Source organism: Kyrpidia tusciae DSM 2912 (assembly GCF_000092905.1).
Classification (GTDB): Bacteria; Bacillota; Bacilli; order Kyrpidiales; family Kyrpidiaceae; genus Kyrpidia; species Kyrpidia tusciae.
Genome location: NC_014098.1, coordinates 3,143,738 through 3,168,053 on the forward strand (window position 1 = coordinate 3,143,738; position 24,316 = coordinate 3,168,053).

Consider the following 24,316-nt stretch of genomic DNA (forward strand, 5'->3'; position numbering starts at 1 on the left):
ATTAAAACCTGCCTTGTCTTTCCTGAAAGTGTGTCGGTTTCCCCAGCAATGGCAATCCGTTTTGAATCCATTCTGTCACCCAGTCAATCATCTGTCCCAGTGTAACGCGAGGATAACCGAATAACTGCTGACTCAGACTTGCATTGCTTATGAGCGCGGTCTCCGATTCTTCATTGATAAAAATAGGTTCCTTACCAAAATTCTTTCCGAATACCTGGGCGACCCACCGGATGGAAACCGTCTCCGGACCGGTGACATTTACAACTTTTGGTGGGGTGCTACAGTGCAAGAGAGCGCGCAGCGCGCGTTCGTTGGCGTCACCCTGCCAGATCACATTGACATGTCCCATGCTGAGATCGATGGGCCGCCCTTCAAATACACTTTGTGCCACATCGACGAGAACACCGTACCGCAAATCCACTGCATAGTTGAGACGAAAATGCAGTACAGGCATCTGATATTTTCGTGAGAAGTAATCGAAGATCCGTTCGCGACCCAGGCAAGACTGCGCGTATTCGCCGTACGGCTGAGGAGGGGTCGACTCCGTCGCCCCACCCCATGCAACCGGAGATAAATGGTAAATATTCCCGGTCGAAAAAGACACAATGCGCGAGTTCCGAAAGTGCTCTGCAACCCGTCCGGGAAGATACGTGTTCATCGCCCATAAGAGATGTTCGTTTCCGGTAGACCCAAACTTATATCCGACCATATAGATGACGTTTTCGACTTCCGGTAACGCGGCCAGTTGGCGTTCATCAAGCAGGTCGGCAGAGATCACCGTGATACCGTGTCTCTCCAATTTTCGGCGAACAGACTCATCCGAGAAACGCGAGACGGCATAAACTTTGAAGTCTTTACCGGCCGCTGTGATCGCGTTCCGAGCGAGCACGGCCAGCGTCGGCCCCATCTTTCCGCCTGCACCAAGGATCATGACATCACCCGACAACCGAGCCATGTCTTGAATGAGTTCATCAGACGGCGCAACTAATACCTGTTCAAGTTCTTCGACAGATTTCATCTTCTTCTCCTCATCCCCCTGATATCCGGATTTGCGAACTTGTCGAGGAACACTTCGAGCCCATCAATCTTGCGCAAAGTCAACATCCTTGGTTTCCGGCCCGAGCGCCGCACCGATCACAACCAGGATAGAACCGATGATCAGTAGCACCAACTCCGTGTAAACGGCCGGAACGATGCGACTCAGCCAGATTTGATAGAACGCATAAAAAGAGGGCAGTACGACCGCTAAGCTATATCCGAGACCAAATCCGCTCGCCCGTACATTGGTGCGGAATCGTTCGTTGATATACGTCGTCGCTAGGCCCCAAATGTTTCCAACAATCACTTCAATCAGGATGGTTAAAATAAATATTCCCCATACTCCTTGCCATTCTGTGGAGATCAACCAGTAGTTTAGCATCCCTCCGACGACGGCGGCCACCAACCCCGCCCAAATGAGATACGTTCTTCGTCCGATTCGCTGACTGATCATTCCTGCCGCAAGATACGCCACAAACAGAGCCACCTCACTGGTAAGCATGACAATCGTCACGGTGGTTTGAGGAAGATGGAGACTCTTGTTCAATAACCCGGGAATGACAGCGCTAATCATGTACGAAGTGAGCCAAAACCCGTTCATCATTACCCATACTTGAAAGAAGCCCTTCAAATTTCCGGCGGAAAATAACGTACGCAACGGATTGATCGATCGTTCGGAACGCTCCCATAACTCCGATTCCGGAACAAACTTTTTGTAATAAAGCACGAACAGAAGTGAAATGGCGGCACCTACGAAGAAGGGAATCCTCCATCCCCAATGAATATACGGGGCGTCCGGTCCATTCAACGGCGCCACTTGTAACATTAGAAATGTTAGAAAATTAATAACTATATATGAGAGAGGAAAACCGGACATGATCAGGGCACCGTAAAACCCGCGCTTCTCTCTCGGACAGTATTCCATGGCCAGCGGACTCGCGGATGTATATTCTCCTGCGAGGAACAATCCATCAATGAACCGCAAGATGATCAAGAGAACCAACGAAGCCAATCCCCATGTTTGATATCCGGGTAGACACGCCATCAGCAGAGTAGTTATACCAAACCCCGTCACGGAGATAATGGCTGTACGCTTCCGTCCGAATCTATCGGCCACATGTCCGAACAATAATGCGCCAATCGGCCTGGCCACCAACGTCACGACAAACACAACGCTGTTAACCACCGACAGGGTTGAAGCGCCCAGCGTGTTCGGAACAAAATAACTGATGGCCGGCCCGAGGACAATCACCGGCAGCCATACGTCAAACATGTCTACAAAAAACCCAAGGAATGCACCAATAATTGCTTGGCGTCCTCGGGGGTCCAGTCTTCTTTCAGTCGAAGACATACGAATAACTCCCCCCTTTTCGCAAGATTCGCTATCCTCTCCCATCACCCACATGTGAGTCCATGCCGACAACCGCATTAAAGAACCCCGTAGAACACCCCCTTACGCATGATTCTCGAACCCAATCCTAATTACGGTCTATTTAAGGAATTCTATTCTTAGGCTGAATTATAACATCCCCAAACTCGATACGCAAGCTCACTTATCATAATCCACGCCGAAAATCCATAGCCAGGACGCGAAAAATATGCTACGCTAACAATTGAGCATAAATCAGCCGATATTAAAAGACGGATGATCAAAACCTTTTTGGTACTTACTTAGCCGGCAGTGAGGTGACGAAAAGTTGTCGATAAAGGTTGAGCAACTGGATCATTGGGTGACCGAAGTTCGTGATGATGTCGTCCAGTGGCGCAGGCATTTACACGCACACCCGGAACTTTCATTTGAAGAAGAAAAGACATCCCAATTTGTTTATGATACGTTGAATTCGTTCCATGCATTTGAACTGGATCGCCCCACCAGAACAAGTGTCGTGGCGCGACTCCACGGAACCAAGCCCGGTCCGGTTGTGGCGGTGCGGGCGGACATCGACGCTCTGCCCATTGTGGAAGAAAACGACTTCGCATTCGCTTCTCGAACACCCGGAGTCATGCACGCTTGCGGCCACGATGGTCATACGGCCATACTGTTGGGCGTCGCCAAAATCCTATCCCGGTTACAAGAACATCTTACCGGAGAGGTAAGATTGTTATTCCAGCACGCGGAAGAGCTGTACCCGGGCGGAGCCCGGGAGTTGGTTCAGGCGGGGGTTGTTGACGGGGTGGATGCGATCATTGGCGCTCATCTGTGGACATCCCTGGAAGTGGGCAAAATCGGCATCACTGTCGGCCCCATGATGGCCGCCCCCGACACGTTTCATATCGTGATCATCGGAAAAGGTGGTCACGCCGGCCAACCCCATCTCACAGTGGACAGCATCGCTGTTGCGGCCCAGGTGGTAACCAATCTGCAACATATCGTGTCCCGCAACACAGATCCATTCGAAACCCTGGTCGTTTCAGTGACCCAGTTTGTCGCCGGAACCACGAATAATGTGATTCCGGGAAGTGCCGAGTTGGTCGGTACCGTGCGATCATTCAACCCCGATTTGCGTCGGGAGACACCCAAGTTGATGGAACGGGTGATCAAGGGTGTTGCAGAAGCACACGGTGCCGCCTACCGGTTTACGTATAATCATGGATACCGACCGGTCGTGAATGACGCACGAGTCACACAACGGTTGCGCGAGTCCATGCTTGAGGCATTCGGTCCTGCGGCGATCGTAGATAACATACGAACGATGGCCGGCGAAGACTTTTCCGCTTACCAATCCAAAATCCCCGGAAGTTTCTTTTTCATTGGAGCCGGCAACCCGGCCAAGGGCATCGCTTACCCGCATCACCACGCACGCTTCACAGTGGATGAGGAAGCGCTGGCCATCGGCGTAAAAGCGTATCTGAGCGGAATATTTAAGTTGTTGGAAGACGGTGTTAAAGGATGAAAATACGCCTAGGACTCATCGGTGCCGACGATTCCGTTGCGCAGATTCAGACGGTCGCTCGCGACTATCCGGAAATTGAACTTCGTCCTCTCGTGTATTGGCGAGAACCCGAGGTCATCGACATCCTGAGTCAACATATCTCGGACATGGACATGTGGTTATTCAGCGGACAAGTACCCTATTCCATCGCAAAGAAGTGGGGTCGATTGAACGTTCCCATTTTCTACGTGCCCCATACAGGCTCAAGTCTGTACGGGCTGCTATTGTACCTGGTTCATGAACAGGGGCTGCGTCTTTCCGAGATGAGCTTTGATACTTTCCATTCCACCGAGATGAAAAGATTGTTGGAGGATATCGGAATCTATACGGATATTCATCTTTACCACTATCCGGATGAAATTGAAGCCGGTGAACTGGCACAGTTCCATGCAGACTTATGGCGCAACGGAGTAACCAAAGTTGCGGTTACGTGTTTGCGATCTGCGCAAATTGAACTTCAGCGCCTTGGAGTGCACGCCTATCACGTACTTCCGGCCCGCACGGCGATCTCATCCACTTTCGAGTCTATTCTTAAAACTCATCAACTCCTTCACTATCGGAGTTCCCAAGTCGCAGTACTGTTGTTGGATACGGGAGAATTGCAAGGTGAGGCGGGTTATAGTCGTGCCGGTACAGAATCGCACTTAAAACGATGGGCACAACGTTTGGCGGGCACCTTGCAAGAGACGTCTTCGGGAGAGTTTGCTATATGGACAACCCGTCGTCACGTTGAGGACATCACAAACGGATTTCACACCGTGCCGGCGCTACCCGGGGTAGATCTTCCACCCTATCATTCCCTTTGTAGCGGTGTCGGTTTGGGTCAGACAGTTGCACAGGCACAAGAACATGCGAGATTGGCACTGCAATACGCCCGCAAATACGGCACAGGCAACTGGTGCTGCGTACTTGACGACAAACATGTGATAGGTCCATTGGGTAAACAGAATCAGCTAACTTACTCCTATACGGACGAGCAATTACGAGGTGCCAGTCAAAAAGTCTCATTGAGCACAACGACTTTAAGCAAGTTGCAAGCAATACTTCGGAACATCGGCAAGAACGAGATTACGTCACGGGAGCTGGCTGAACATATGGGTATTCTACCGCGTAGTGCCCGCCGTATATTGCTTGAGTTGGAACAGGCCGGATTTGCAAACGTGGTCGGCGAGGAGGCGCCGCATTTGCGCGGCCGACCGCGGAAGATTTATTATATTCATTTCGGTAACCAGTGATACGGAGGTGACAATTGATGAGCGGCTCCGTTTCACCCTTTCGACTCCCTCCTCCCACTCAGTTTGCAGGCGGATTGGCTCTTATGTTGCACCGATCAGCATGAAGCCTTCCCTCCGACCGTTCAAGAGCCTCGGTCATGCGTGAGCCGGCCAATGTGATCACCTTCGACTGCAACCTTCTGCCGTCCGATTGCCCAGGAATTTTTTTCGCCAGGCATTGGCGCCAGGCATTGGGTCGATTTGAAACCCGGGGCCCAGTATCCGGGTATAGTGAGGATGGGATCGGGGATAGGAGGGGCAATTGGATGACACAGACGAAGAGCGTTGCCGATTGACGGGAACCGAGACGAAGCCCTGGACCTGACCCAGGAAACGTTCATCCGCGCCTTTCACGATCTGGACGGGTTTCAGCCCGGCGATCCATTAAGCCATGGCTGCGTCAGGTAGCCATGCGACTTTGCTCCAATCATTTGTGCAACAGAATGAGCCGGAGCCGGGCCGACTGCTCGTTGGAACATCCCCTGGGCAGAGAGTTGATTTTGGTGGATACCCTTGAATCAGGGCACGATCCGGCCCGGGAGGTGGAGTGGCGGGATTTGGGCCGATGTCTCTAGCAGGCCGTAGAATGTTTGCCACCTCTCTACCGAGTTGATTGTAGCCTCCAGCCGAACCGAATAGGCCTTCTTCCATTTGGTGGCAGACTTGAATCGCTCACCGGAGTGTTCTTCTACCTTCCACCATGGGATCATCCGATCCAGTTTGATCCAGCGGTTCTCTTTGTTGAATTTGCCGCACTGGCGGATCTCTTGTATGCCAGTTTGGCGGATCGTTCCACGCCCCAAAAGCTGGCGTCGCTGAGCCGCTACCACCTGCTGATCATCGACGAGTTGGGCTACATGCCCATGGACAAGCAACGGGCGAACCTCTTTTTCCAGCTCGTCAGCAAGCTCTATGAGACAGGATCGATCATCCTGACGACCAACATGCCTTTTGACGAGTGGGACAAGGTGTTTGGCGATACCATTGCTTCTGCCGCCATCATTGATCGTCTGGTGCATCATAGTCACATTTTTCACATTCAGGGTCACGGTTACCGGATGAAGGACAAGCTCAAGGCTGATGCCTCCGCCTGATCACCAGCCCGGCGGACTTGGTACCCCATGTTGTCCGTGCGTGTGCGACACGCGCACGTGGCCTTTGTCCCCTAAGGGCCGATACACTTGGCCAGTTGGGACAAAGGCCGACGACGGTGAACCCTGAGTCGACACGACATGGCAAGTGATGACTTCCGTTTTCTGAGGGGCGGGGGCAAAATTCAGTGCCAAACCGGGGTCAATTCTACTTGACGATCAACACACGGTGGGTGCCATGAACATTTTAAGGGCTGGACTGGCCCGGATCGCCTGTTCCCCGGTCTGGTGCCGGGGAGTCGGTCGCTCCCGGAGGAGCGACCGATCCAAGGGGAGCAACAAGGCCCCTGGTGGCAGGAAGGAATCTCCCGTCTTCAGGCGGGGTGAGGAGGTCAACCACATGAATAAAGATGTCAATCGGAAGAGGTTTCAGATATCTTTCTATCAAAGGCTGAACCTCTGTCTCCCAGTTCAGCCCGCCATTTCCACAACCAAGAAGAGGAAAAGAGATGGAGGTAATTTGTTTCTGAGCATAAGTTTCCACAAATTTCTTCAGCCCTGCGTCGATGTGTTCGACGTTAGACGGATTACGCCAATGTTTCTTTGTGAGAAAGTTGAGAATCCACTTGTGCGGTGTTTTATAAAGCCACAAGCAGCGAATGTCGAATAGCTTTCGCTCACAGAGGGACCGATACTGTGCATACATTTCTGGATAAATAAAGGCAAAGTGTTTGGCAATTCCTTTGCCCATTACTCCACCGTGTTAACGAGAACTTTTGCCGGGCTTTCGAACAGATCCGTGGTTTCATATCGAAGCACGGGAGCCACCTCCCGAAGAAAGGCGGTACCCCACAGCGATACCGCAAAAGTGCTGTTCAGAAAAGATTCAAAATCGAACCACGGGTCTCAGGTGCTCAGATGTTCGAATTCGCGGATCATATCCACTGACATATTATACCATAATTGAAGATGACGGTAAACCACGGATCGACCCGTTACTTGAAACATATCCATCCGTTTCAAGCACCCGCCCCTTACGGGGCAGGGGCGCCTGTCTGACCCGGTTGCCCGGTGCGGCTTCCCGTTTCATCGAAGACCGCCCGGCTAAGCCGGGTCATACACCCTCTCCACAGGCGTTTTTCGTCTCCGGTCCACTCCCGGCGACGGCGGCCGCAAGAGCCGCCAGAATCCGTGATTCAGGACCTTGCCGTCGCTCGGTCGGAAAGCTTCGACATTCCACGGCCTCATGAGTCGCCACCTTCTATTTAGCTCTCCACCTCCTGCGCTGAAGAATCTCTCTTCCACCAAACCAGACAGCCATAGGCAATCAAAACCACACCAAAACTCAGAAGACTGAGAAGCAACTGCGACCGTTGATCCTCCATAAATGCCATCGAGATAATCACTGCAAGCATGCCGAGTATCGTCGCATAGGTCAAATACGGATAAAGCCACATCTTCACCCGCAGACGTTCAGGAGACTCTTTTTCCAGTCGCGCCCGTATCTTCAATTCCGAAAAAGCAATTAACAAATAGATAAAAAGCGCCACCGCACCGGAAGAATTCACGAGAAACAGAAACACCCGATCGGGCGAGACATAGGCCATAATCACCGATAGATACCCAATGACCGTTCCGCATAAAATTGCCCTCATCGGCACCTGATGGCGGTTGAGAGCAAGAAAGTACTGCGGAGCTTCTCCCCGTTGGGCCAGCACATACAACATTCGCGATGCTGTGTACAGCCCGGAATTAAGACAAGACAATACTGCCGTCAAGACAATCACATTCATGATGTCGGCCGCCGCCGGAATATGCATAACCTCCAGAGCGCTGACATACGGGCTTTTCAGCACCGCCGCATCATTCCACGGCAGAATGGTTACAACTAAGAAAATCGATCCCACGTAAAAAATCAACACCCGCCAAATGACAGAATTCGTAGCCTTAGCTACTGCTCGTTCCGGCTCCGACGACTCACCGGCAGCTATGGTAACAATCTCAGAACCCATAAAGGAAAAAATGACGATTACAATACCGCGCAAAATCGCACCCCATCCGTTTGGAGCAAATCCGCCGTGCGCAAAAAGATTTGTAAAATTGAAAGCTGAAGATCCCGGCCAAAACCCGAGGAGAAACAACACCCCCAGTACTAGAAACACGACGATGGCCGCAACCTTAATCGACGAAAACCAAAATTCAAACTCCCCATAAGAGCGAACCGAAGCAATATTGGTTAGGGTTAACAGAATCATCAGCAACAAACTCATTACCCATAAGGGAATCTGCGGAAACCAGAATCGCAGAATTCCCGCTCCCGCTGTCGCCTCCACCGCTACGACGATCACCCAGAAATACCAATACAGCCAACCAATAGAAAAACCAGCCCATCCCCCCAGGGCCAGACGGGCGTATTGAGAGAAAGACCCGACCGCAGGGTAGGCGGCGGCCATCTCACCGAGCATGCGCATGACAAGAACTACGAGAAGACCGGCCAACAAGTACGAAAGGAACGCTGCCGGACCGGTTGCATGAATCACTGCGCCACTGCCCACAAATAGGCCGGCTCCAATAACCCCTCCCAAAGATATCATTGTAAGATGACGAGTTTTTAGATCTTTCTTCAGTTGAGTGCTGTCCATACATTGCCCCTCCCTCTCGGACGTTGGAGTAAGTAACATTTTTCTTTTATACATATATCTACTTATTCAGTCAAAATTAATCCGACTGCGCGGGATAAGAAAGACTGCCCGTCTCCTTATCCCGCACCACTTACCCCCTACCCCTCCCCCGCTTCCTCCAGCGCTTTGCGCAGGACATCGGCAATCAACCTCACCTCCTCGTCGGTCACCACGAAGGGCGGCGAAATGGTCAAAACGTTGTTGAACCGGGGCACAGTGTCGCTGTTCTTGCCGATGAGCACCCCTCTCCGCTTGCACCCGGCGATAACCTTGCCGACAAAGTCCGAGGGCGCCGGCTCTTTGGTCGCTTTATCGGCCACCAGCTCAATGCCCGCCATGAAACCGAAGAACCGCAGGTCGCCGACGTTCGGGTGCGCCGCCAAGGGCTCGAGCGCCTCCCGCAGCCTCTCGCCCAACTCCTCCGCCCGTTTGACGTACTCCCGCTCATCCATCAACTCCAGCGTCTTGACGGCCAAAGCGCAGGCGGTGGCGTTGCCGCCGAAGGTGTTCACATGGCGGAAATGGGCATAGGGCTCATCCTCCTTAAACGCCTCGAAGAGCTCCTCCCGCACCGCCGTGGCCGAAAGGGGCAGATATGCGCTGGTGATGCCTTTCGCCATGGTGACGATGTCCGGCTGCACCCCGTAGTTCTGGTGGCCGAACCGCCGCCCGGACCGGCCGAATCCACAGATCACCTCGTCGATAATGAGCAAAACCCCGTACTTGTCACAAATCTCCCGCACCCGGCCGAGATACTCGGGCGGCGGCGCGATGACCCCACCCCCGGTGATGGTCGGTTCCATGATCACCGCGGCCACTGTTTTCGGCTCCTCCCAGTTGATCACCTGCTCGATGGCGGACGCGCACTCAATCCCGCAGGCCCCGTGGGTCTGCCCGAAGGGACACCGGTAACAATACGGCGGCGGAACGTGCACGAACCCCGGAGCCAAAGGCTCATAACGATATTTGCGCTGCGCTTGGCCCGTGGCCGCCAGGGCCCCCGCCGAATTCCCATGGTACGCCCGGTATCGGGAGAGGATTTTCCACCGGGTGGGCTCCCCCCGCTGGGCGTGATACTGCCTGGCGATTTTAAAAGCCACCTCATTGGCTTCAGACCCGCTGTTCGAGTAAAATACCCGATAATCCCCGCCCAACCACTCGTTTAATTTTTCACTCAACCGAATGGCCGGCAAGTGACTCTGGGTCAATGGAAAATACGGCATCTCTAGAAGCTGCTGATAGGCCGCTTCGGCCAACGCCTTCTGGGAATACCCGAGGTTGACGCACCACAGCCCGGACATGGCATCGAGATACCGATTCCCCTCCAGATCCTCCACCCATGCCCCGTCTCCTTTGACCACCACCATCGGATCCCGGCTGGCCACATAAGGCTGAATATGATGCCACACATACCGCCGATCTTTCTCGATCCACTCCCGGGTCTCCCTTCCTTCGGGAAGGTTCGGACGTCCCGATGTCTCCCTCAGGGTTTCTTGTTCCAACATTCCCACTCCTTCTTCCCGGCGTCATACGGCCCGGGTGTTATGCACAGCTCATCCACATATCCACATTTCAGCTGTGGACAACCGACCTCATATTGTGGACAAACCGCACCCTTATCCACATATTCTCCACAGCAGGCGCCGTCACCGCCCGCTGGACACACGGCACACTACACCGCCACAGCGCCTTCCAGCACCCTTCGGGGGTCCGTCCAGGGCAACCCGAACGCCTCCGCCACGCCCCGACAGGTCACCCGCCCCCGGGCCACGTTCACTCCGCGAAGGAGCGGCCGATCTCCCAGGGCCGCCTTCACCCCGCCTCTGGCCAGCTTCAACACATAGGGCAACGTCGCCCCCGTCAGGGCAAAGGTCGACGTCCTGGGCACCGCACCGGGCATGTTGGCCACCGCATAATGCACCACCCCGTGCACCGAATATACCGGATCATCATGGGTGGTCACCCGGTCCGCCGTCTCCACGCACCCTCCTTGGTCCACCGCCACGTCGACGATCACCGCCCCCGGGCGCATCTCGGCCACCATCTCCCGGGTGACCAATTTTGGCGCCCGGGCTCCGGGGATGAGCACCGCCCCGATCACCAGATCCGCCATCCTGACCGCCTCGGCCAGGGCATAGGCGCTGGACATCACCGTCTTCACCCGGCCCCCGAACAGATCGTCCAGAGCCCGAAGCCGACCGCCGTCAATGTCAAAAATCGTCACATCCGCCCCCAGCCCCGCCGCCATCTTCGCCGCCTGGGTGCCTACAGTTCCCCCGCCAACCACCACCACCCGGGCCGGCAACACTCCCGGCACGCCGCCGAGCAGCACTCCGGCACCGCCGTTTGGCTTCTCCAAAAACCTCGCCCCGACCTGGACCGCCATCCGCCCCGCCACCTCGCTCATGGGAGCGAGCAGGGGCAATCCGCCGCCATCCACCTGGATCGTTTCGTAGGCCACCGCCGTCATGCCCGCATCCCGCAGCGCTTCGGTCAGCTCCCGGTCGGCGGCCAGGTGCAGATAGGTAAACAGAATCAGATCTTCTCGAAAATACCGGTATTCTTCGGGCCGCGGCTCTTTGACCTTGACCACCAGATCGGCGGCCCACGCTTCTTCCGCCGTGCCCAGGCGGCCACCGGCCCGCACGTATTCCGCATCGTCAATGCCGCTGCCGACCCCGGCCCCGGATTCCACCACCACCTCGTGCCCGGCGTCCACCAGATCCCGTACCCCCGCCGGCGTCAGCCCCACCCGAAACTCCCGTTCCTTGATCTCCTTCGGCACCCCTACCCGCATCACCGACCGCCTCCGAACCAGCGGGAAGTCACCATTTTCTTCCTTGTGTAAAATTCCACCCCATCCCGCCCCGTGGCGTGCAGATCGCCATAAAACGAATTTTTCCAGCCGCTGAAAGGGAAGAAGGCCATCGGCACCGGCACCCCGACGTTGACGCCGAGCATCCCCGCTTGCACCGTCTCCCGGAACATCCGGGCCGCCGCGCCGCTCTCGGTGTAGATCACCGCCGAGTTCCCGAACCGGGACCGATTCACCACCCCGATCGCCTCTTCCAAGCTGTCCGCGCGAATGACGCTCAGCACCGGGGCGAACAATTCTTCCCGAGCCACCGTCATCTCCGGATTCACCCGATCCAGAATCGTCGGCCCGAGGAAGAACCCCTGGGGCAGCCGCTCCATGGCGTCCCGGCCGTCCCGGGCCATGACCGCCCCTTCCGCCAGCCCCTGATGAATTCGCTCCACCACCCGGGCCCGGTGTTCGGCGCGAATCAAGGGCCCCAGCTCCACCCCCTCCTCCAGGCCGTTGCCGATCCGCATCCTATCCCCGGCTTCCACCAAGGCCTCCACCAAGGGGTCACCCACCGATCCCACCGCCACCACCACACTACAGGCCATACAGCGCTGACCCGCCGACCCGAAACCGGAGTTCCGGATGGCGTGCACCGCCCCTTCGAGATTCGCGTCCGGCATCACGATGTGGTGATTTTTCGCCCCGGCCAAAGCCTGTACCCGTTTCCCCGCGGCCGCCGCCGTCCGGTACACGTGCTCGGCTACAGGCTGGGAGCCAACAAAAGAAACGGCATCCACCCCGGGGTGCGTCAGGAGGGCGTCCACCACCTCTTTGCCCCCGTGAACCAGATTGAGCACCCCTTCGGGAATCCCGGCTTCCATGGCCAACTCCACCAATCGCATGGAAGTCAAGGGGGTCCGCTCCGAAGGTTTCAACACAAAGGCATTCCCCGCCGCCAGGGCGATGGGCATCATCCACATGGGCACCATCATGGGAAAATTAAAGGGCACGATGCCCGCCACGACACCCACGGGGTAGCGGACCATCTCCATGTCGATCCCCCGGGACACCTGGGGACTTGCGTACCCTTGCATGAGGGTGGGCATCCCGGCCGCGAATTCCACCACTTCAATGCCGCGCCACACCTCGCCCCGGGCGTCGTCCAGGGTCTTGCCGTTTTCGGTGGTCACCAGGCGGGCCAGCTCCTCCAGCCGCTGGACCAAAAGCTCCCGCCACCGGAACATCACCCGGGCCCGCTCCACCACAGGTACTTCCCGCCAGGATTCAAACGCCTCCCGGGCGGCCCGAACCGCCCTGTCCACATCCGCAGCTGTGGACAGGGGCACCTCTGCCAAAAGCTCCCCGGTGGCCGGATTGGGCACCGGCAAGACTTGATCAGTTTGAGATGCCTGCCACATCCCGCCAATAAAATTTCTGAGCCGCATCTCCTGAACCGTCGTTCCCACGCCTCTCACCTCTTTGCCGATCCTCTGGAATCAGCGTATCAGAATGGCGCGATCTTTTCGTCAGACAAAGTGTATGAGAATTGAGCCTCTTCATTGGACACTTCGGTGACTTCCCGGCGCTGGCCCCGCGGCAGCCCGATGCAGGTTCGTTTTGGGCATAAAAAACGCTTTAATTGTTCTAAAAATTTATACCGCTTGGCCGTCTGAATGAACGAGCATCAAGTGGGTTTGTCAACAGCTACTTAAGCAGGGGACATGCGGAGGCCCGGATTTGGGCAATCGCGCGTTCCAGTTTCCTGCCGGTCCGATCTGCAGGATGTTGAGACGGTAGGAACACAAATCACACAAGAAAGGCATCACAAACCCGATTTGCAAGACGGACTCGGAATCATTTATAATGGTCACAGAGGTGGTCACCATGAAAATGGTCAGCATTAAGGAATTCCGCGATCATGCGACTCAACACCTGAAAACGTCTGAACCTATCATTATCATGCGCGGGTCTTCACCCGCCGGAGTCTTCCTGCCCTGGGATGAGTCCATGGTGCCGACTGAAATCGTGAAAAAGGCCATCTATGAGAATCTGTCCCGCGAGTTGCAGAAGCAAATGGAAAGGGCGCACGTATCCGAACAGGAGGTCCTGGCGGATTTTGAAGCCTATCGAAAAAATTGTGATTGATGCAAACGCCCTCTTGTCCATTGTTATCGGCGGACAGGCAGCCCGACGCATTGTCCTTCATCCGAAAGCCCCAGACCTCTACGCAGCGGTACAGGCGTATTCCGAAGTGGAAAAGTACCTTCCCATCTTGGCTGAGCGAAAAAAACTGAACGAAAAACTGTTGTGGTCCGTATGGAATATGCTCCCAGTAGAGATCCTGGCTCCACCGACAAATGGGCCAGCTTGGGAGAATGCGTGGAATTGCCTGCACCAACGCGATCTTGATGATGTTCCTACGTTAGCTCTCGCCCTGGAACACCACTGGCCGATTTGGAGCCAGGACAAGGATTTCGAAGAGGCACGGGATCTGTGCCATGTGTATTCTACAGCGGAATTGCTGCGAATCCTGGATGGCTGATCAAGAACCAACGCGGTTCTCCACCCATTCTTCCTTACACTGGGGGACCTTCTCCCTTGCCGTGTATCACCTTCGACTTCATGCCGCGTTTCTGGCCAAGTACCGGCGGAATTCGACCATTGACATCGGGGCCGAAGAAGCGTTTCCTTTTTTCTAGAACGGAAGGAGGAAACCCGGCGTTGGAAGGGGAAGAACCCGTTAGTTTGCAACGGATGGCGACTTTGATCTGGGAGTTGCAGCGAACCATCCAGGACGCAAAAAGGGACATTCATCATCGATTTGATCATTTGGAGGAACGGCTGGATCACATCCAGATGCAACTGCACGCTTTGCAACAGGAACAGGAGCGTTATAACGGGCGGCAGCGATCGGTGGAACAGACCGTGGAAACCTCCCGCAGACTCGGGGAACAGACCCTCGGGCGTTTTGGAGATTTAGAAAAAGAAATGGATCGGGTGATCCGGCGGGCGGGGGCCGAAGCGGATCGCCGCCTCGACCGCATCGAGGCCACCCAGCGGGAAATTCTCCGGGAACTGGAACAAACCTACGGTGATCTACGCACATTTAGACGGGAGTGGCGGGCGGATTCCGGAGGAAGACATCCCGGTCGCCAAGAAAAGGGCGTTCCCCTCGCCGATGGCCAAGCCGGCCAAGCCGACCTCGCGGGCGGCGCACCCCCCCCACTGCCCCAGGAACAACCGCCGGGCCGCGGTGCCCACACGATATCCCCAGAAGGGCGGGCGGACAACCGGAAGGAAGATTGGTAGCGCTTCCGGGGAGAGATCGGGAGCCGACCAAGCAGCCCAGCTCTGAGAATCGAGTAGGAGGGGGCGGCTAGCCCCCGTCCTCTCACACTGCCGAACATGCAGGTCCGCATCCGGCGGTTCACCAACTTTAACGAAACCTTCGGTAACATTCGGTTAAACCCATCAAGCCTTGGGCCTGCCAGTAGGCGTTTCCCAGGGCTCGATTCATCGGCCCATGGGCCATTCGCCGCGGCCCTTTGCGGGCATTTGGCAAAGTCGTGCACCACCCACTCCGGCAACCCCAGTGCAACGACCGCGCTGACGAACGAAACACACCGCTCCTCCCTTACGGAGGTGCGGGGCCACCTTCTTCCACCGCTCTGCCGGCCGATCACTCGTCACCGAAGCAGAGATCGGCCTCCCGGGCCGAGGGGAAAGGGAGGCCGCTGCCGGCTATACAACATTGATCAACCGAGAATCGCCCGACGGCATGTCTGCAATGCGTCGATACACGCCTCCCCGGCATCCCTGCATCCGAGGGTATGGCTCGGATCCCCGTAGAGCCCGTGATCATCCGAGCCTCCCGTGATGACGAGGTCGAATCTGCGAGCGAGCTCCTTCGCCCTCCCTTCTTCCTCCGGTCCGTGCAGGGGATGATAGACTTCGATCCCCGCCAGGCCGGCCTCAACCCATTCCTCCACCGCGGAAAAATTGTCAAACTGCCCCGGGTGGGCCAGAACGGGAACGCCGCTCGCCGCCCGAATCGCCCCAATGGCCTCCCGGGCGTCGAGATACACAACCGACGTATACGCAATCCCCGCCTGACCGTTCTCGCCCCGGGAAAACAACCGCTTATAGAGCGGACCGTAGATCGACTCCGCATAACCGCGGTCGATCAGGGCGTGCATGATGTGCTGCTTGTACACGCCGGTCCCCCCTCGGGCATACCGCTGCACCTCTTCCCACGTGATTTCATACCCCGCCCGTTGCAGTTTGCCGACCATCTCAAAAGAGGCCCGATGTCGGCGCTCCCGCATGGGGCGACAAAGGGATTCCAGGGCCTTGTGTCCCGGCTCGACGTACAGGCCCAAGAGATGCGCCCGCCTGCCCCTGGCGAAATCATACGCAGAAATCTCGATTCCCGGCACGATGTTGACACCCTGCGCTCTTCCGATTTCGATCGCCCGGTTTAGACCCGCGGTGGTGTCATGATCGGTGATCGCCAGCTGGTCGACACCGACTTCCTTGGCCCGGGCGATCACCTCTTCGATGGACCGAGAACTGTCGGACATCCGGGTATGGCAGTGCAAATCCACGATGCCCATGGACTGATCTCCCTCCTCTATGCATAATCGGCCCGGTAGACCACGGATCCCCCGACGATGGTCCGCCGCACCACCGGATGATTCCCGGCAGGCTCAACGAGAATGAGGTCGGCCCGTTTTCCGACTTCGATGGAACCCCATTCCCCGTCCAACCCAACCGCCTTTGCCGGGCCGAGGGTCGCCAGCCGAACCGCTTCCGGAAGGCCGAGCCCATCGTTGGCCAACAAAAACACAGCCTCCAGCAGGGAGGGAACATGATAGTCCGAACACAGGAGGTCCACCACCCCGGCCGCGATCCCATCCCTCGCCCGAAGGTTCCCGTTGTGCGATCCCCCCCGGACCACATTTGGGGCGCCGAGACACACGCTCATCCCCCGATCCACCGCAAAGGCCGCCGCCCGAAGATGAATCGGGAATTCACTGATGGACGCCCCGTTTTCCGCCATCCAGCCGATCCGCTCCCGCTCGTCGTCATCGTGGGACGCCAAGGGGATGCCCCATCGGACCGCCTCCCGGGCGATCTCTTGGAGCCGGGAGCGGTCCAGGTCCCGCCGGGCCCGCCGCTGTCGTTCCTTGATCACCCGGGCCTCTTCCCCGGACACCCCGAAGGTCTTGAGCAGGTACCGTTCAAATTGCCCCTCTTTTTTAAATTGCCCCTGATCGGGGGAGTGATCCATAAAAGAGAGCAAATCAATGTTCCCTTCCCCGATATGCCGCAGAACCAGGTCGATTCCCGGCACATTGATCCATTCATGACGCAGATGGATCCGGTGCCGAATCATCGTTCGCCCAACCGTCGCCGCCCGCATCTCACCGATGATCCGATCCACCGTCTCGTTCTGTCGAATGCCGGTTTCCCCGCTCAGCGCCAGGGCGTGGTACACCGTAGTGACGCCCCAGGCGGCACAGCGGCGTTCAACGGCATTGAACGCCGTGCGAAAGGGAAACGACGTTCCCAAGCGAGGGGCCCACTCCTTCTCCATGGCATCACAATGAAGGTCGATCAAGCCGGGCATGACGACCAGGCCTCTGGCGTCAACCCGCCGAACCCCGGCCGAACGGGAAACATCCGGTCGGGACCCGGGTGCGCACAGACCGACGATCCGCCCGTTCGACACGTGCACGTCGGCCTCGACGACCCGGTCCACCAACACCACGGCACCGCCTTCCACCCACAAATCCGTCCTGCTCACCCCCGTCCGACTCGATTATGGCCGACGGCCAACCCCCACCGCCGAATCCGATGAGGGTCAAGCATCCTGTTTCAGGCGGGGATGTCGCCGGCGATCACCCCGTCGTTCATCCGGATCTCCCGATCCACCACCTGTTCCATAAAATCCAGATCGTGAAAAATCCCGATCATGCTGGTGCCCGCCCGTTTGAACTCCCCGAGCATATCGCGAACGATCCGCTTCGAAGATTCGTCCAGGGACGCCGTCGGTTCATCCAGGAGAAGCAGCCGAGGACGTTTCACCATTTCCTTGGCCAGATTCAGCCGGAGCTTCTCCCCGCCGCTGAAGGTGTGAGGATACGTATCCCACAGTTTCTCGGGCAATTGAAAACGCCGCAGGATCTCCCGGGCCTCCCGTTTCGCCGCATCCCGGGAGACGCCGGCCTCTAAGGCCTTCCCCATGACCACCTCCATGGCCGTCAACCTGGGCAGCACATTCAAGAATTGCGAGGCATAGCCGATCTCCCGGCGGCGCAGGGCGATCACCTGTTGCTCGGTCGCTTGGGCCAGATCAATGGCGCCATAAAGCTCCGAGCAATACACCATGGTCCCCCGGGTGGGTAGATAGGTGCGAAAAATGCACTTGAGCAAACTGGATTTTCCCGATCCGCTCTTCCCGGTGATGCCCAGGAATTCCCCTTCCTCAAGGGAAAAATGCACTCCCCCCACGCCGACGATGGTCTTCCCGGTATGATGCATCCGAAAGATCTTGTGGAGCCCCTTCACGTCGAGAATCACAGCCATTTTCCCATCTCCTCACCAAATCATGGAGTTCACCAACAGTTGGGTATACGCATGTTGGGGGTCTTCCATGATTTGATCTGTCAAACCCTCTTCCACGATTCTACCGTTTTTCATGACCACGGTCCGGTCGGCCAACATGCGAATGACCCCAAAATCGTGGGACACGACGATCATCGTGATGCCGAGATCCCGCTGAAGCTGCCGGATCACATCCAAAATCTGCGCCTGCACCGACACGTCCAGCCCCGTGGTCACCTCGTCCAACAGGAGCAGCGGGGGATCATTGGCCAACGCTTTTGAGATTTGCACCCGCTGCTGCATGCCGCCGCTGAAACGTTTGGGGGGCTCATCCATCCGCTCAATGGGAATTTCCGTTTTTGCAAGCAGATCCCGGGCTCGTTCCCGGATCCGTCCCACATGATACCAGTCCGCGGCAATCAATTTCTCGGCGATGTTGCCCCCGCTGGAAAAATCGAGCCTCAGCCCCAGATGAGGATTCTGGTACACCACTCCCATCTGGTGATTGCGGATCCACCGTTTCTTCTGTTTGCTCACCGTCCACAGATTGGTCTTTCCCCCATCCACGCCACGAAGAAACATCTCCCCGCCCGTGGGCTCCTCATCAAAGCACAGGGTCTTGATCAGGGTGCTTTTCCCCGACCCGCTTTCCCCGACGACGCCGAGGATTTCTCCTGGGTACACATCGAAACCCACGCCGCCGCACGATACGATCGAGCCGCACCGCGGACAGCGGTTGCTCTCGACTTCCGGACCAGTCAAAAGCAAACAGTTCTCACAACCCGGCCCATAGATTTTGCTCATCCCCCTCACGCGGAGCAGCGGCTCCTCTTCATGCATACCATGACCCCCCGATCTCCACCGATTGGCCCAGATTCCGCTTCTGCCTTTTTAGGCAATAACTAGTATCCGAGCAATAATAGTTGACTTCCCCGGTCTCCCGATCAAAGACTTCGGTCAAATACGTGCCCCCCTGGCCGCACCGGGCACACACGCGGCCGTCAAAATCCTCGACCCGAAATTCATAGTCCTCGAATTGGAGAGGAACGACATCGGTGTGGGGCGGGATCGCGTAGATCCGCTTCTCCCGGCCCGCTCCGAACAGGAACAGGGTCTCGGCCCGGTGCAGTTTTGGCACATCAAATCGGGGGATCGGCGTCGGATCCATCACATACCGGCCGTTGACCATGACCGGATACCGATGCGAAAGAGTGATCTCTCCCCATCGGACGATATCCTCATACAAAAACACCCAGAGTTTGCTGTAATCGCGTTCCGCGTGCATCCGGCGGGTCTCCCGTTCGCTGGGTTCCACCCAGCGCAGCGGCTCGGGGTAGGGAACTTGAAGAACAAGGATTTGCCGATCGGTCAGCTTTTCCTCGGGAATCCGGTGTCGGGTTTGGATCAGGGTGGCCCGTCGGGTATCGGTGGTGGTGGTCACCCCGGTGGTGTCGTGGATGAGTTCCCGCAGATTGCAGGCGTTCACGCTGTCGTCATCCCCCTGGTCGATCACCTTCACGATGTCGGACGGCCCAACGATGGCCAGGGTGATGTGCAAACCTCCGGTGCCCCACCCCCGGGCGATGGGAAGCTCCCGGGAACCGAAGGGCACCTGATATCCGGGAATGGCCACCGCCTTCAGAAGACTGCGGCGCACCTCTCGTTTTGTGTTCTCATCGATAAACGCATAATTGTATACACCGTTCACGCCCGGGGCCCCCTCTGCCGTTGGATTGATCCCACCCGAATCATCTCGGCTTGGAAATCGACATAATGAGGGAGTTTCCAATGGGCGACAAATCCCGACGATTCGATGCCGTCGATGTGGTACAGGACAAACTCCTCATCTTCGGCCGGAGCCTGGGGATTCTCGGACACCATGGCCCGGTCCAGGGCGGCCATGGCGATGGCCTTGATTTCGTTATGCCCAAAGCACAGCCCATATCCCAAGGAAAACTTGGCCTCCAACCGGTCCGTTCGTTCTCTCATCCTGGCCACCACCTCCGCCTCGGTCACCAACACCTCGCCAATGGTAACCACTTCCCCGCTGTGCAGCGGATGGGGGACCAACACAGGCACGTACCCGACCCTCAGTTCACCGAGGGTGGGGTGAATGGCCCCGTACCCCCGGGCGACGGAATAGGCGAAGGCCAACAACGCCCCGGTTTCTCCCCGGGCCAATGCCTGCATCCGCATCGACCGACTCGCCGGAAAGCGGATGGACCGCCGGGTGATGTCGTCGATGGGCCCCGGCTCCCGTTGCCCCTCGGCGGCATCCGGATTTTCCAACAGGCCCTTCGCCCGGAGCCAATCGATCATTTTGGGAAAATCCAACGGCCCCTGGGTCTCGAGTTCTTTCCACTCATCGCCTTCCACGTATTTCTTGAGAAACTCCCGGGCGCGCTCCTCGGTTTCCTCCATCAATTCAAATCGAAGGAGCCTCTGGGTGTAATCCCGGGTCGGGCCCAGAAACTGCCCGCCCGGCACATCTTTGAACGCCGCGGAAATGCGGCGGATCACCCGCATCCTGGAGGTATCCACCGCCAGGGAGTACTGGTTCCGCGGAACGGTGGAACGAAACGCCCGCAGAAGAAAAGCGGCCTCCAGGGTGTCGCCCTCGGCCTGTTTCAGGGCCAGGGCGGCGAGATCGGGATCATAGAGGGAGCCTTCCCCCATGACCTGGTCCACGGCCAGCCTCATTTGGTCGCGGATTTGACGGACTTCGATGGGGGCGCTGCCCCCTTTCAAGCGGTAGTAATCCAACAGGCGATTCGCTTCCTGGATGGCCCTTCGTCCGCCGCGCACCGCCGCATATGCCATTTATAGCACCTCCCATTCCAATGATGTGCTCCGGGGTACGCCGCAAACAAACCCGAACCCGTCCACGAGGATCCAATCCAAGCCGAGCGGAAACTCCCGGTTGATCTCCCGCCAGGCCCCCAAAGTGTCGGGGTGGACAGTGTCGATGTACAGCCGCCGCTCCCCCGGGATACCCGGCCCGCGCAGGGTAACGTGAATCAGCCGATCGGCCGGAAACGGCTCCCGGGCGAAGCGACGGACCCGGCAGACCACCGTGGCGCTCCGGTCGGGATATGTGAACGTCCCCCGGGGAAGGCGCTCGATGGGAAATCGCTGCTCCCCCTGGACAAACGCAAAGTCGCACCGATCGACCGACGCCGTTCGGGACCGGGTGTGCCGTTGCAGCAGGGTTCCGAACCCCCGGTCCGACTCCGGGAGCCAAAAGGTCGTCTCCGGGTCCAACAGGGTGAGGCCGATTCCCAAAACGCACCTGTGCCCCCGAGATTTCGGAATCCCCCAAGGCCCCGGTTCACCGGGCGCGGGTTCCACGGCCACCGGTTTCCCCGGCCTCGCCATCGCATCCAACAGTTGGCGAAACAGCACCTGGGTGTACCGAACCTCGTCAAATTGTACTTCGGCCATCTCGTCCACCGTCCTCCTCATCCATCATTTCAAAATCCACGCGACTTCGACGGACGAGGGCGAACTCTTTGCGCCAGGCCTCTTCCTGCCGGGCCTCCTCGGCGACAAGCCAGTCCTCTATTTCGCGGACCAGAGATTTCCATTTTTCCCGGGATGAATGGAAAACGGCGTCCAACACCGCGAGACCGTCAGCCCGTTCCGGCTGGTTCCCCATGGCCACTCCATATCCCCATTCGCCGTCCACCGATACCGTACTTTCAGAGACGTAGATTTCTCCCACATAAAAGTCTTCCTGCCGGACCGTTTCCCGGGCGCGCATCATCACCAGCCCGGGTCGGGCCGGTTTGATCCACTGGACATCCCCGAGTCGGCGAACCTCGTCCACCCAGGCGGACAGCCGCTCCATCGGTACCCTTTGCAAAATCCGCGTACGCCGTTCGGAATTCATAACACGTCGACCCCACGATGGAATTCCACCGTCAGCTCGTTCATGTCGCCGCGAACCCGGGTGTTGGCCGCTTCCACCGGGAATCCGTCCGGGTGGATCATCAAGCTTTCAATCTGCAAAATGGGGCTATCCTTGGGCAAGAACATCGCCTCCTTGACGGTGCAGAACATGGCGCGGATCACGGACCGAACCCGGATCGGCCGAAAATGATAGTGGGTCTGAAGAATTTCGTACAGGGAATGGAAATCGTCCAGGTGGTTCCCCAAGTTGGGGACAGCGTTTTCGGGCAGAGTCGAGGTGGCCACCGAAAAGGGCTCGTCATCGACATAGCGAACGATCTCCAATCGGTACACCCTGGCACTGTCCGACAAGAGCAATTGTCTCCGTTCCGACTCGGTGGGCACATCCAGTTCCCAGGAGATCAGCTGACCCCGATGGGACCTGCCCAGCCGGTCGATTTCATCGCTGAACCGGGTATGCTGGGATAAGGCGTACGGAACAATGGGCCGCTGCTTGACGAAAGAACCGACACCTTTGACCGTGGTGACCCATCCCAGGCTTGTCAATTTGGCCACCGCTTGGCGGACCGTGTGGCGGTTCACCTGGTACCGCCTGCTCAAGGTCATTTCCGAGGGAATTTTGTCTCCCACCGACAGTTCACCCCGCTGAATCATACCGATCAGATGATCCGCGAGCTGCAGGTAGTAAGGGATTCGATTCTGCTTCTGAATCACCGCACCACACCTCCTCGGTCTAGATGTCTAGACAAGTTCGAGCAACGCGGCGGCTCACAGCGCCTCCAGGACACCCCGGGCCTGGTAGGTCATCTGACAAGCCAACACCCCGCCCACAAAGACTTTTTCAATGACGGGAGTCCCTTCGTCCTCGCGCACAATGAGCACATCGGCCACTTTTCCCGGGGAGATCGAACCGACCGCTTCGGCCATTCCCAGGGCCCGGGCCGGATGGTAGCTCACGAGGTTGACGGCCTGCCGCATATCATAACCCTTTCGGAAAAGCGCAAACACCGACTGAATCAGCGAGGGCGGATAGTAGTCGGAACACAGGATGTCCACGGCGCCGTGGCGCAGGGCTTCGAGAGCGGACACGTTGTTGCTGTGTGACCGCCCCAACAGGACATTCGGGGCGCCCATGGCCACAAGCAAACCGCGTCTCTTGGCCTCAATGGCGACGGGAAGCGAAACCGGAAACTCACAAATCGACGCGTGCCAACTCTCCGCCACGTCCAGCTTTTCGATGCTGTCGTCATCGTGAGACGCGATGGGTATCCCCCGTTTCCTGGCTTTCGCCGCAATGTCCTCCAAGGTCGATGGATCGATCTTTGGGAGGTTCATCCGAGCCTCCAACCTCTGTCTCGCCTGTTCATCGCTCAACCCGTCGCGGGCCCGGGTCAGGCGGACCTGGACTTCAAAATCCCGAAACTGCCCTTGGCCGGGCGTGTGATCCGTAAAGGACAGAAGGTCGACGACCTTTCCCTCGATCAATTGTTCCACCAGGGGCACCGCCGATCGGTTGGTGATTTCAAATCGCAGATGGATGTAATGCCGGATCAGCCGGCGCCCCCGGGTCAGTTGCCGAATCGCCCGGATCAGAGAGCCCACCCGGTCGTTGGAGCGCACACTCTCCCCTTCGTCGCCCAGCAAACACAGCGCGTGGTGGATGGTGGTGATGCCTTGGCCGGCGAGCTTCCGTTCCAATTCGGCAAAGGAGATGGACAGCGGAAGCGTGCAGTTCGGCCGGGGCTCCAGCTCCAATTCAATGGCGTCGCTGTGGGTGTCGATCAGACCGGGCAACACCCAGGCTCCCCGGGCATCATGCCATTCCCCTGCCGCGCCGCACGACCGGGGCACATCATCCACTTCGACGATTTTTCCGTCTTCGATCACGACGGTCCCGCTTTCGATGATTTCCGATGGGGTGACAACAGTCCCCCCCGCGATGATCTGCCGCGAACGCACAGCCACTCCCCCATTTTCG

25 protein-coding genes are annotated in these 24,316 nt (G+C 57.5%); 7 read left to right on the forward strand and 18 right to left on the reverse strand.

What is annotated here, in order from left to right:
• Window position 1: 1 nt before the first annotated feature.
• Both BTUS_RS15335 and BTUS_RS15340 read right to left on the reverse strand, forming a co-directional pair.
• Window positions 2–1,018 carry an NAD-dependent epimerase/dehydratase family protein gene (locus tag BTUS_RS15335; RefSeq protein ID WP_013076975.1) on the reverse strand — a complete coding sequence of 339 codons (1,017 nt, stop codon included), beginning with the start codon at window positions 1,016–1,018 and terminating at the stop codon, window positions 2–4.
• Between the two features lie 63 nt (window positions 1,019–1,081).
• Window positions 1,082–2,389, reverse strand: coding sequence for an MFS transporter (locus BTUS_RS15340; RefSeq protein WP_013076976.1), 1,308 nt, complete (start codon window positions 2,387–2,389; stop codon window positions 1,082–1,084).
• Window positions 2,390–2,735: 346 nt separating this feature from the next.
• Here BTUS_RS15340 and BTUS_RS15345 point away from each other — a divergent pair, with 346 nt between their 5' ends.
• From BTUS_RS15345 to BTUS_RS15355, 4 genes are all read left to right on the forward strand, one after another.
• The gene (locus tag BTUS_RS15345) at window positions 2,736–3,932 is read left to right on the forward strand and encodes an amidohydrolase (protein WP_013076977.1); all 1,197 of its coding nucleotides are present in this window, start codon (window positions 2,736–2,738) and stop codon (window positions 3,930–3,932) included.
• On the forward strand, window positions 3,929–5,206 hold the full coding sequence (locus tag BTUS_RS15350) for a transcriptional regulator (RefSeq protein ID WP_013076978.1): 1,278 nt from the start codon (window positions 3,929–3,931) through the stop codon (window positions 5,204–5,206). Before BTUS_RS15345 ends, BTUS_RS15350 begins: the two co-directional genes overlap by 4 nt.
• Window positions 5,207–5,530: 324 nt before the next feature.
• Window positions 5,531–5,653: a sigma factor gene (locus tag BTUS_RS19365; protein ID WP_083780245.1), complete on the forward strand. Its 123-nt coding sequence runs from the start codon at window positions 5,531–5,533 to the stop codon at window positions 5,651–5,653.
• A gap of 272 nt (window positions 5,654–5,925) precedes the next feature.
• A complete protein-coding gene (locus tag BTUS_RS15355; protein ID WP_052300667.1) occupies window positions 5,926–6,339 on the forward strand; it encodes an ATP-binding protein in 414 nt (137 codons plus the stop codon).
• 244 nt (window positions 6,340–6,583) lie between these two features.
• Here BTUS_RS15355 and BTUS_RS15360 read toward each other — a convergent pair whose 3' ends face one another.
• The 6 genes from BTUS_RS15360 to BTUS_RS15380 all read right to left on the reverse strand — a co-directional run bounded on the left by BTUS_RS15360 (window position 6,584) and on the right by BTUS_RS15380 (window position 13,289).
• Window positions 6,584–7,087, reverse strand: coding sequence for a macro domain-containing protein (locus BTUS_RS15360; RefSeq protein WP_052300668.1), 504 nt, complete (start codon window positions 7,085–7,087; stop codon window positions 6,584–6,586).
• A gap of 353 nt (window positions 7,088–7,440) precedes the next feature.
• Window positions 7,441–7,584 (reverse strand): hypothetical protein, encoded by a 144-nt coding sequence (locus tag BTUS_RS18570; protein ID WP_013076979.1) that lies wholly within the window; start codon window positions 7,582–7,584, stop codon window positions 7,441–7,443.
• Between the two features lie 17 nt (window positions 7,585–7,601).
• Window positions 7,602–8,978, reverse strand: a complete 1,377-nt coding sequence (locus tag BTUS_RS15365; RefSeq protein WP_013076980.1) for an amino acid permease — start codon at window positions 8,976–8,978, stop codon at window positions 7,602–7,604.
• Between the two features lie 137 nt (window positions 8,979–9,115).
• The gene (locus BTUS_RS15370) at window positions 9,116–10,522 is read right to left on the reverse strand and encodes an aspartate aminotransferase family protein (protein ID WP_013076981.1); all 1,407 of its coding nucleotides are present in this window, start codon (window positions 10,520–10,522) and stop codon (window positions 9,116–9,118) included.
• Window positions 10,523–10,689: 167 nt separating this feature from the next.
• The gene (gene ald, locus BTUS_RS15375) at window positions 10,690–11,814 is read right to left on the reverse strand and encodes an alanine dehydrogenase (protein WP_013076982.1); all 1,125 of its coding nucleotides are present in this window, start codon (window positions 11,812–11,814) and stop codon (window positions 10,690–10,692) included.
• Complete coding sequence (locus BTUS_RS15380) at window positions 11,814–13,289, reverse strand: CoA-acylating methylmalonate-semialdehyde dehydrogenase (RefSeq protein ID WP_013076983.1); 1,476 nt, start codon at window positions 13,287–13,289, stop codon at window positions 11,814–11,816. Before BTUS_RS15380 ends, ald begins: the two co-directional genes overlap by 1 nt.
• A gap of 418 nt (window positions 13,290–13,707) precedes the next feature.
• Here BTUS_RS15380 and BTUS_RS18575 point away from each other — a divergent pair, with 418 nt between their 5' ends.
• The 3 genes from BTUS_RS18575 to BTUS_RS18580 all read left to right on the forward strand — a co-directional run bounded on the left by BTUS_RS18575 (window position 13,708) and on the right by BTUS_RS18580 (window position 15,132).
• Window positions 13,708–13,968 carry a hypothetical protein gene (locus BTUS_RS18575; protein ID WP_013076984.1) on the forward strand — a complete coding sequence of 87 codons (261 nt, stop codon included), beginning with the start codon at window positions 13,708–13,710 and terminating at the stop codon, window positions 13,966–13,968.
• A complete protein-coding gene (locus BTUS_RS15390) occupies window positions 13,940–14,365 on the forward strand; it encodes a PIN domain-containing protein (RefSeq protein WP_013076985.1) in 426 nt (141 codons plus the stop codon). The genes BTUS_RS18575 and BTUS_RS15390 overlap by 29 nt, the downstream gene beginning before the upstream one ends.
• A gap of 179 nt (window positions 14,366–14,544) precedes the next feature.
• Window positions 14,545–15,132, forward strand: a complete 588-nt coding sequence (locus BTUS_RS18580; RefSeq protein ID WP_013076986.1) for a hypothetical protein — start codon at window positions 14,545–14,547, stop codon at window positions 15,130–15,132.
• Window positions 15,133–15,578: 446 nt separating this feature from the next.
• Here BTUS_RS18580 and BTUS_RS15400 read toward each other — a convergent pair whose 3' ends face one another.
• The 10 genes from BTUS_RS15400 to BTUS_RS15445 form a co-directional block, all read right to left on the reverse strand.
• Entirely contained in the window at window positions 15,579–16,436 is an 858-nt protein-coding gene (locus tag BTUS_RS15400) for a PHP domain-containing protein (RefSeq protein ID WP_013076987.1), read from the reverse strand.
• A gap of 17 nt (window positions 16,437–16,453) precedes the next feature.
• Entirely contained in the window at window positions 16,454–17,629 is a 1,176-nt protein-coding gene (locus BTUS_RS15405) for an alpha-D-ribose 1-methylphosphonate 5-triphosphate diphosphatase (protein WP_083780247.1), read from the reverse strand.
• Between the two features lie 71 nt (window positions 17,630–17,700).
• Window positions 17,701–18,411, reverse strand: a complete 711-nt coding sequence (locus BTUS_RS15410) for a phosphonate C-P lyase system protein PhnL (protein ID WP_013076989.1) — start codon at window positions 18,409–18,411, stop codon at window positions 17,701–17,703.
• Window positions 18,412–18,423: 12 nt separating this feature from the next.
• A complete protein-coding gene (locus BTUS_RS15415; RefSeq protein WP_013076990.1) occupies window positions 18,424–19,269 on the reverse strand; it encodes an ATP-binding cassette domain-containing protein in 846 nt (281 codons plus the stop codon).
• Window positions 19,262–20,137, reverse strand: coding sequence for an alpha-D-ribose 1-methylphosphonate 5-phosphate C-P-lyase PhnJ (locus BTUS_RS15420; protein WP_013076991.1), 876 nt, complete (start codon window positions 20,135–20,137; stop codon window positions 19,262–19,264). The genes BTUS_RS15415 and BTUS_RS15420 overlap by 8 nt, the downstream gene beginning before the upstream one ends.
• Window positions 20,134–21,249 (reverse strand): carbon-phosphorus lyase complex subunit PhnI, encoded by a 1,116-nt coding sequence (locus BTUS_RS15425; RefSeq protein ID WP_013076992.1) that lies wholly within the window; start codon window positions 21,247–21,249, stop codon window positions 20,134–20,136. Before BTUS_RS15425 ends, BTUS_RS15420 begins: the two co-directional genes overlap by 4 nt.
• Window positions 21,250–21,870 carry a phosphonate C-P lyase system protein PhnH gene (phnH, locus tag BTUS_RS15430; RefSeq protein WP_013076993.1) on the reverse strand — a complete coding sequence of 207 codons (621 nt, stop codon included), beginning with the start codon at window positions 21,868–21,870 and terminating at the stop codon, window positions 21,250–21,252.
• Window positions 21,851–22,318: a phosphonate C-P lyase system protein PhnG gene (gene phnG, locus BTUS_RS15435; RefSeq protein ID WP_013076994.1), complete on the reverse strand. Its 468-nt coding sequence runs from the start codon at window positions 22,316–22,318 to the stop codon at window positions 21,851–21,853. Before phnG ends, phnH begins: the two co-directional genes overlap by 20 nt.
• Complete coding sequence (locus BTUS_RS15440; protein ID WP_013076995.1) at window positions 22,315–23,052, reverse strand: GntR family transcriptional regulator; 738 nt, start codon at window positions 23,050–23,052, stop codon at window positions 22,315–22,317. The genes phnG and BTUS_RS15440 overlap by 4 nt, the downstream gene beginning before the upstream one ends.
• A 54-nt stretch (window positions 23,053–23,106) precedes the next feature.
• On the reverse strand, window positions 23,107–24,303 hold the full coding sequence (locus tag BTUS_RS15445) for an alpha-D-ribose 1-methylphosphonate 5-triphosphate diphosphatase (protein WP_083780249.1): 1,197 nt from the start codon (window positions 24,301–24,303) through the stop codon (window positions 23,107–23,109).
• Between the last annotated feature and the right edge of the window lie 13 nt (window positions 24,304–24,316).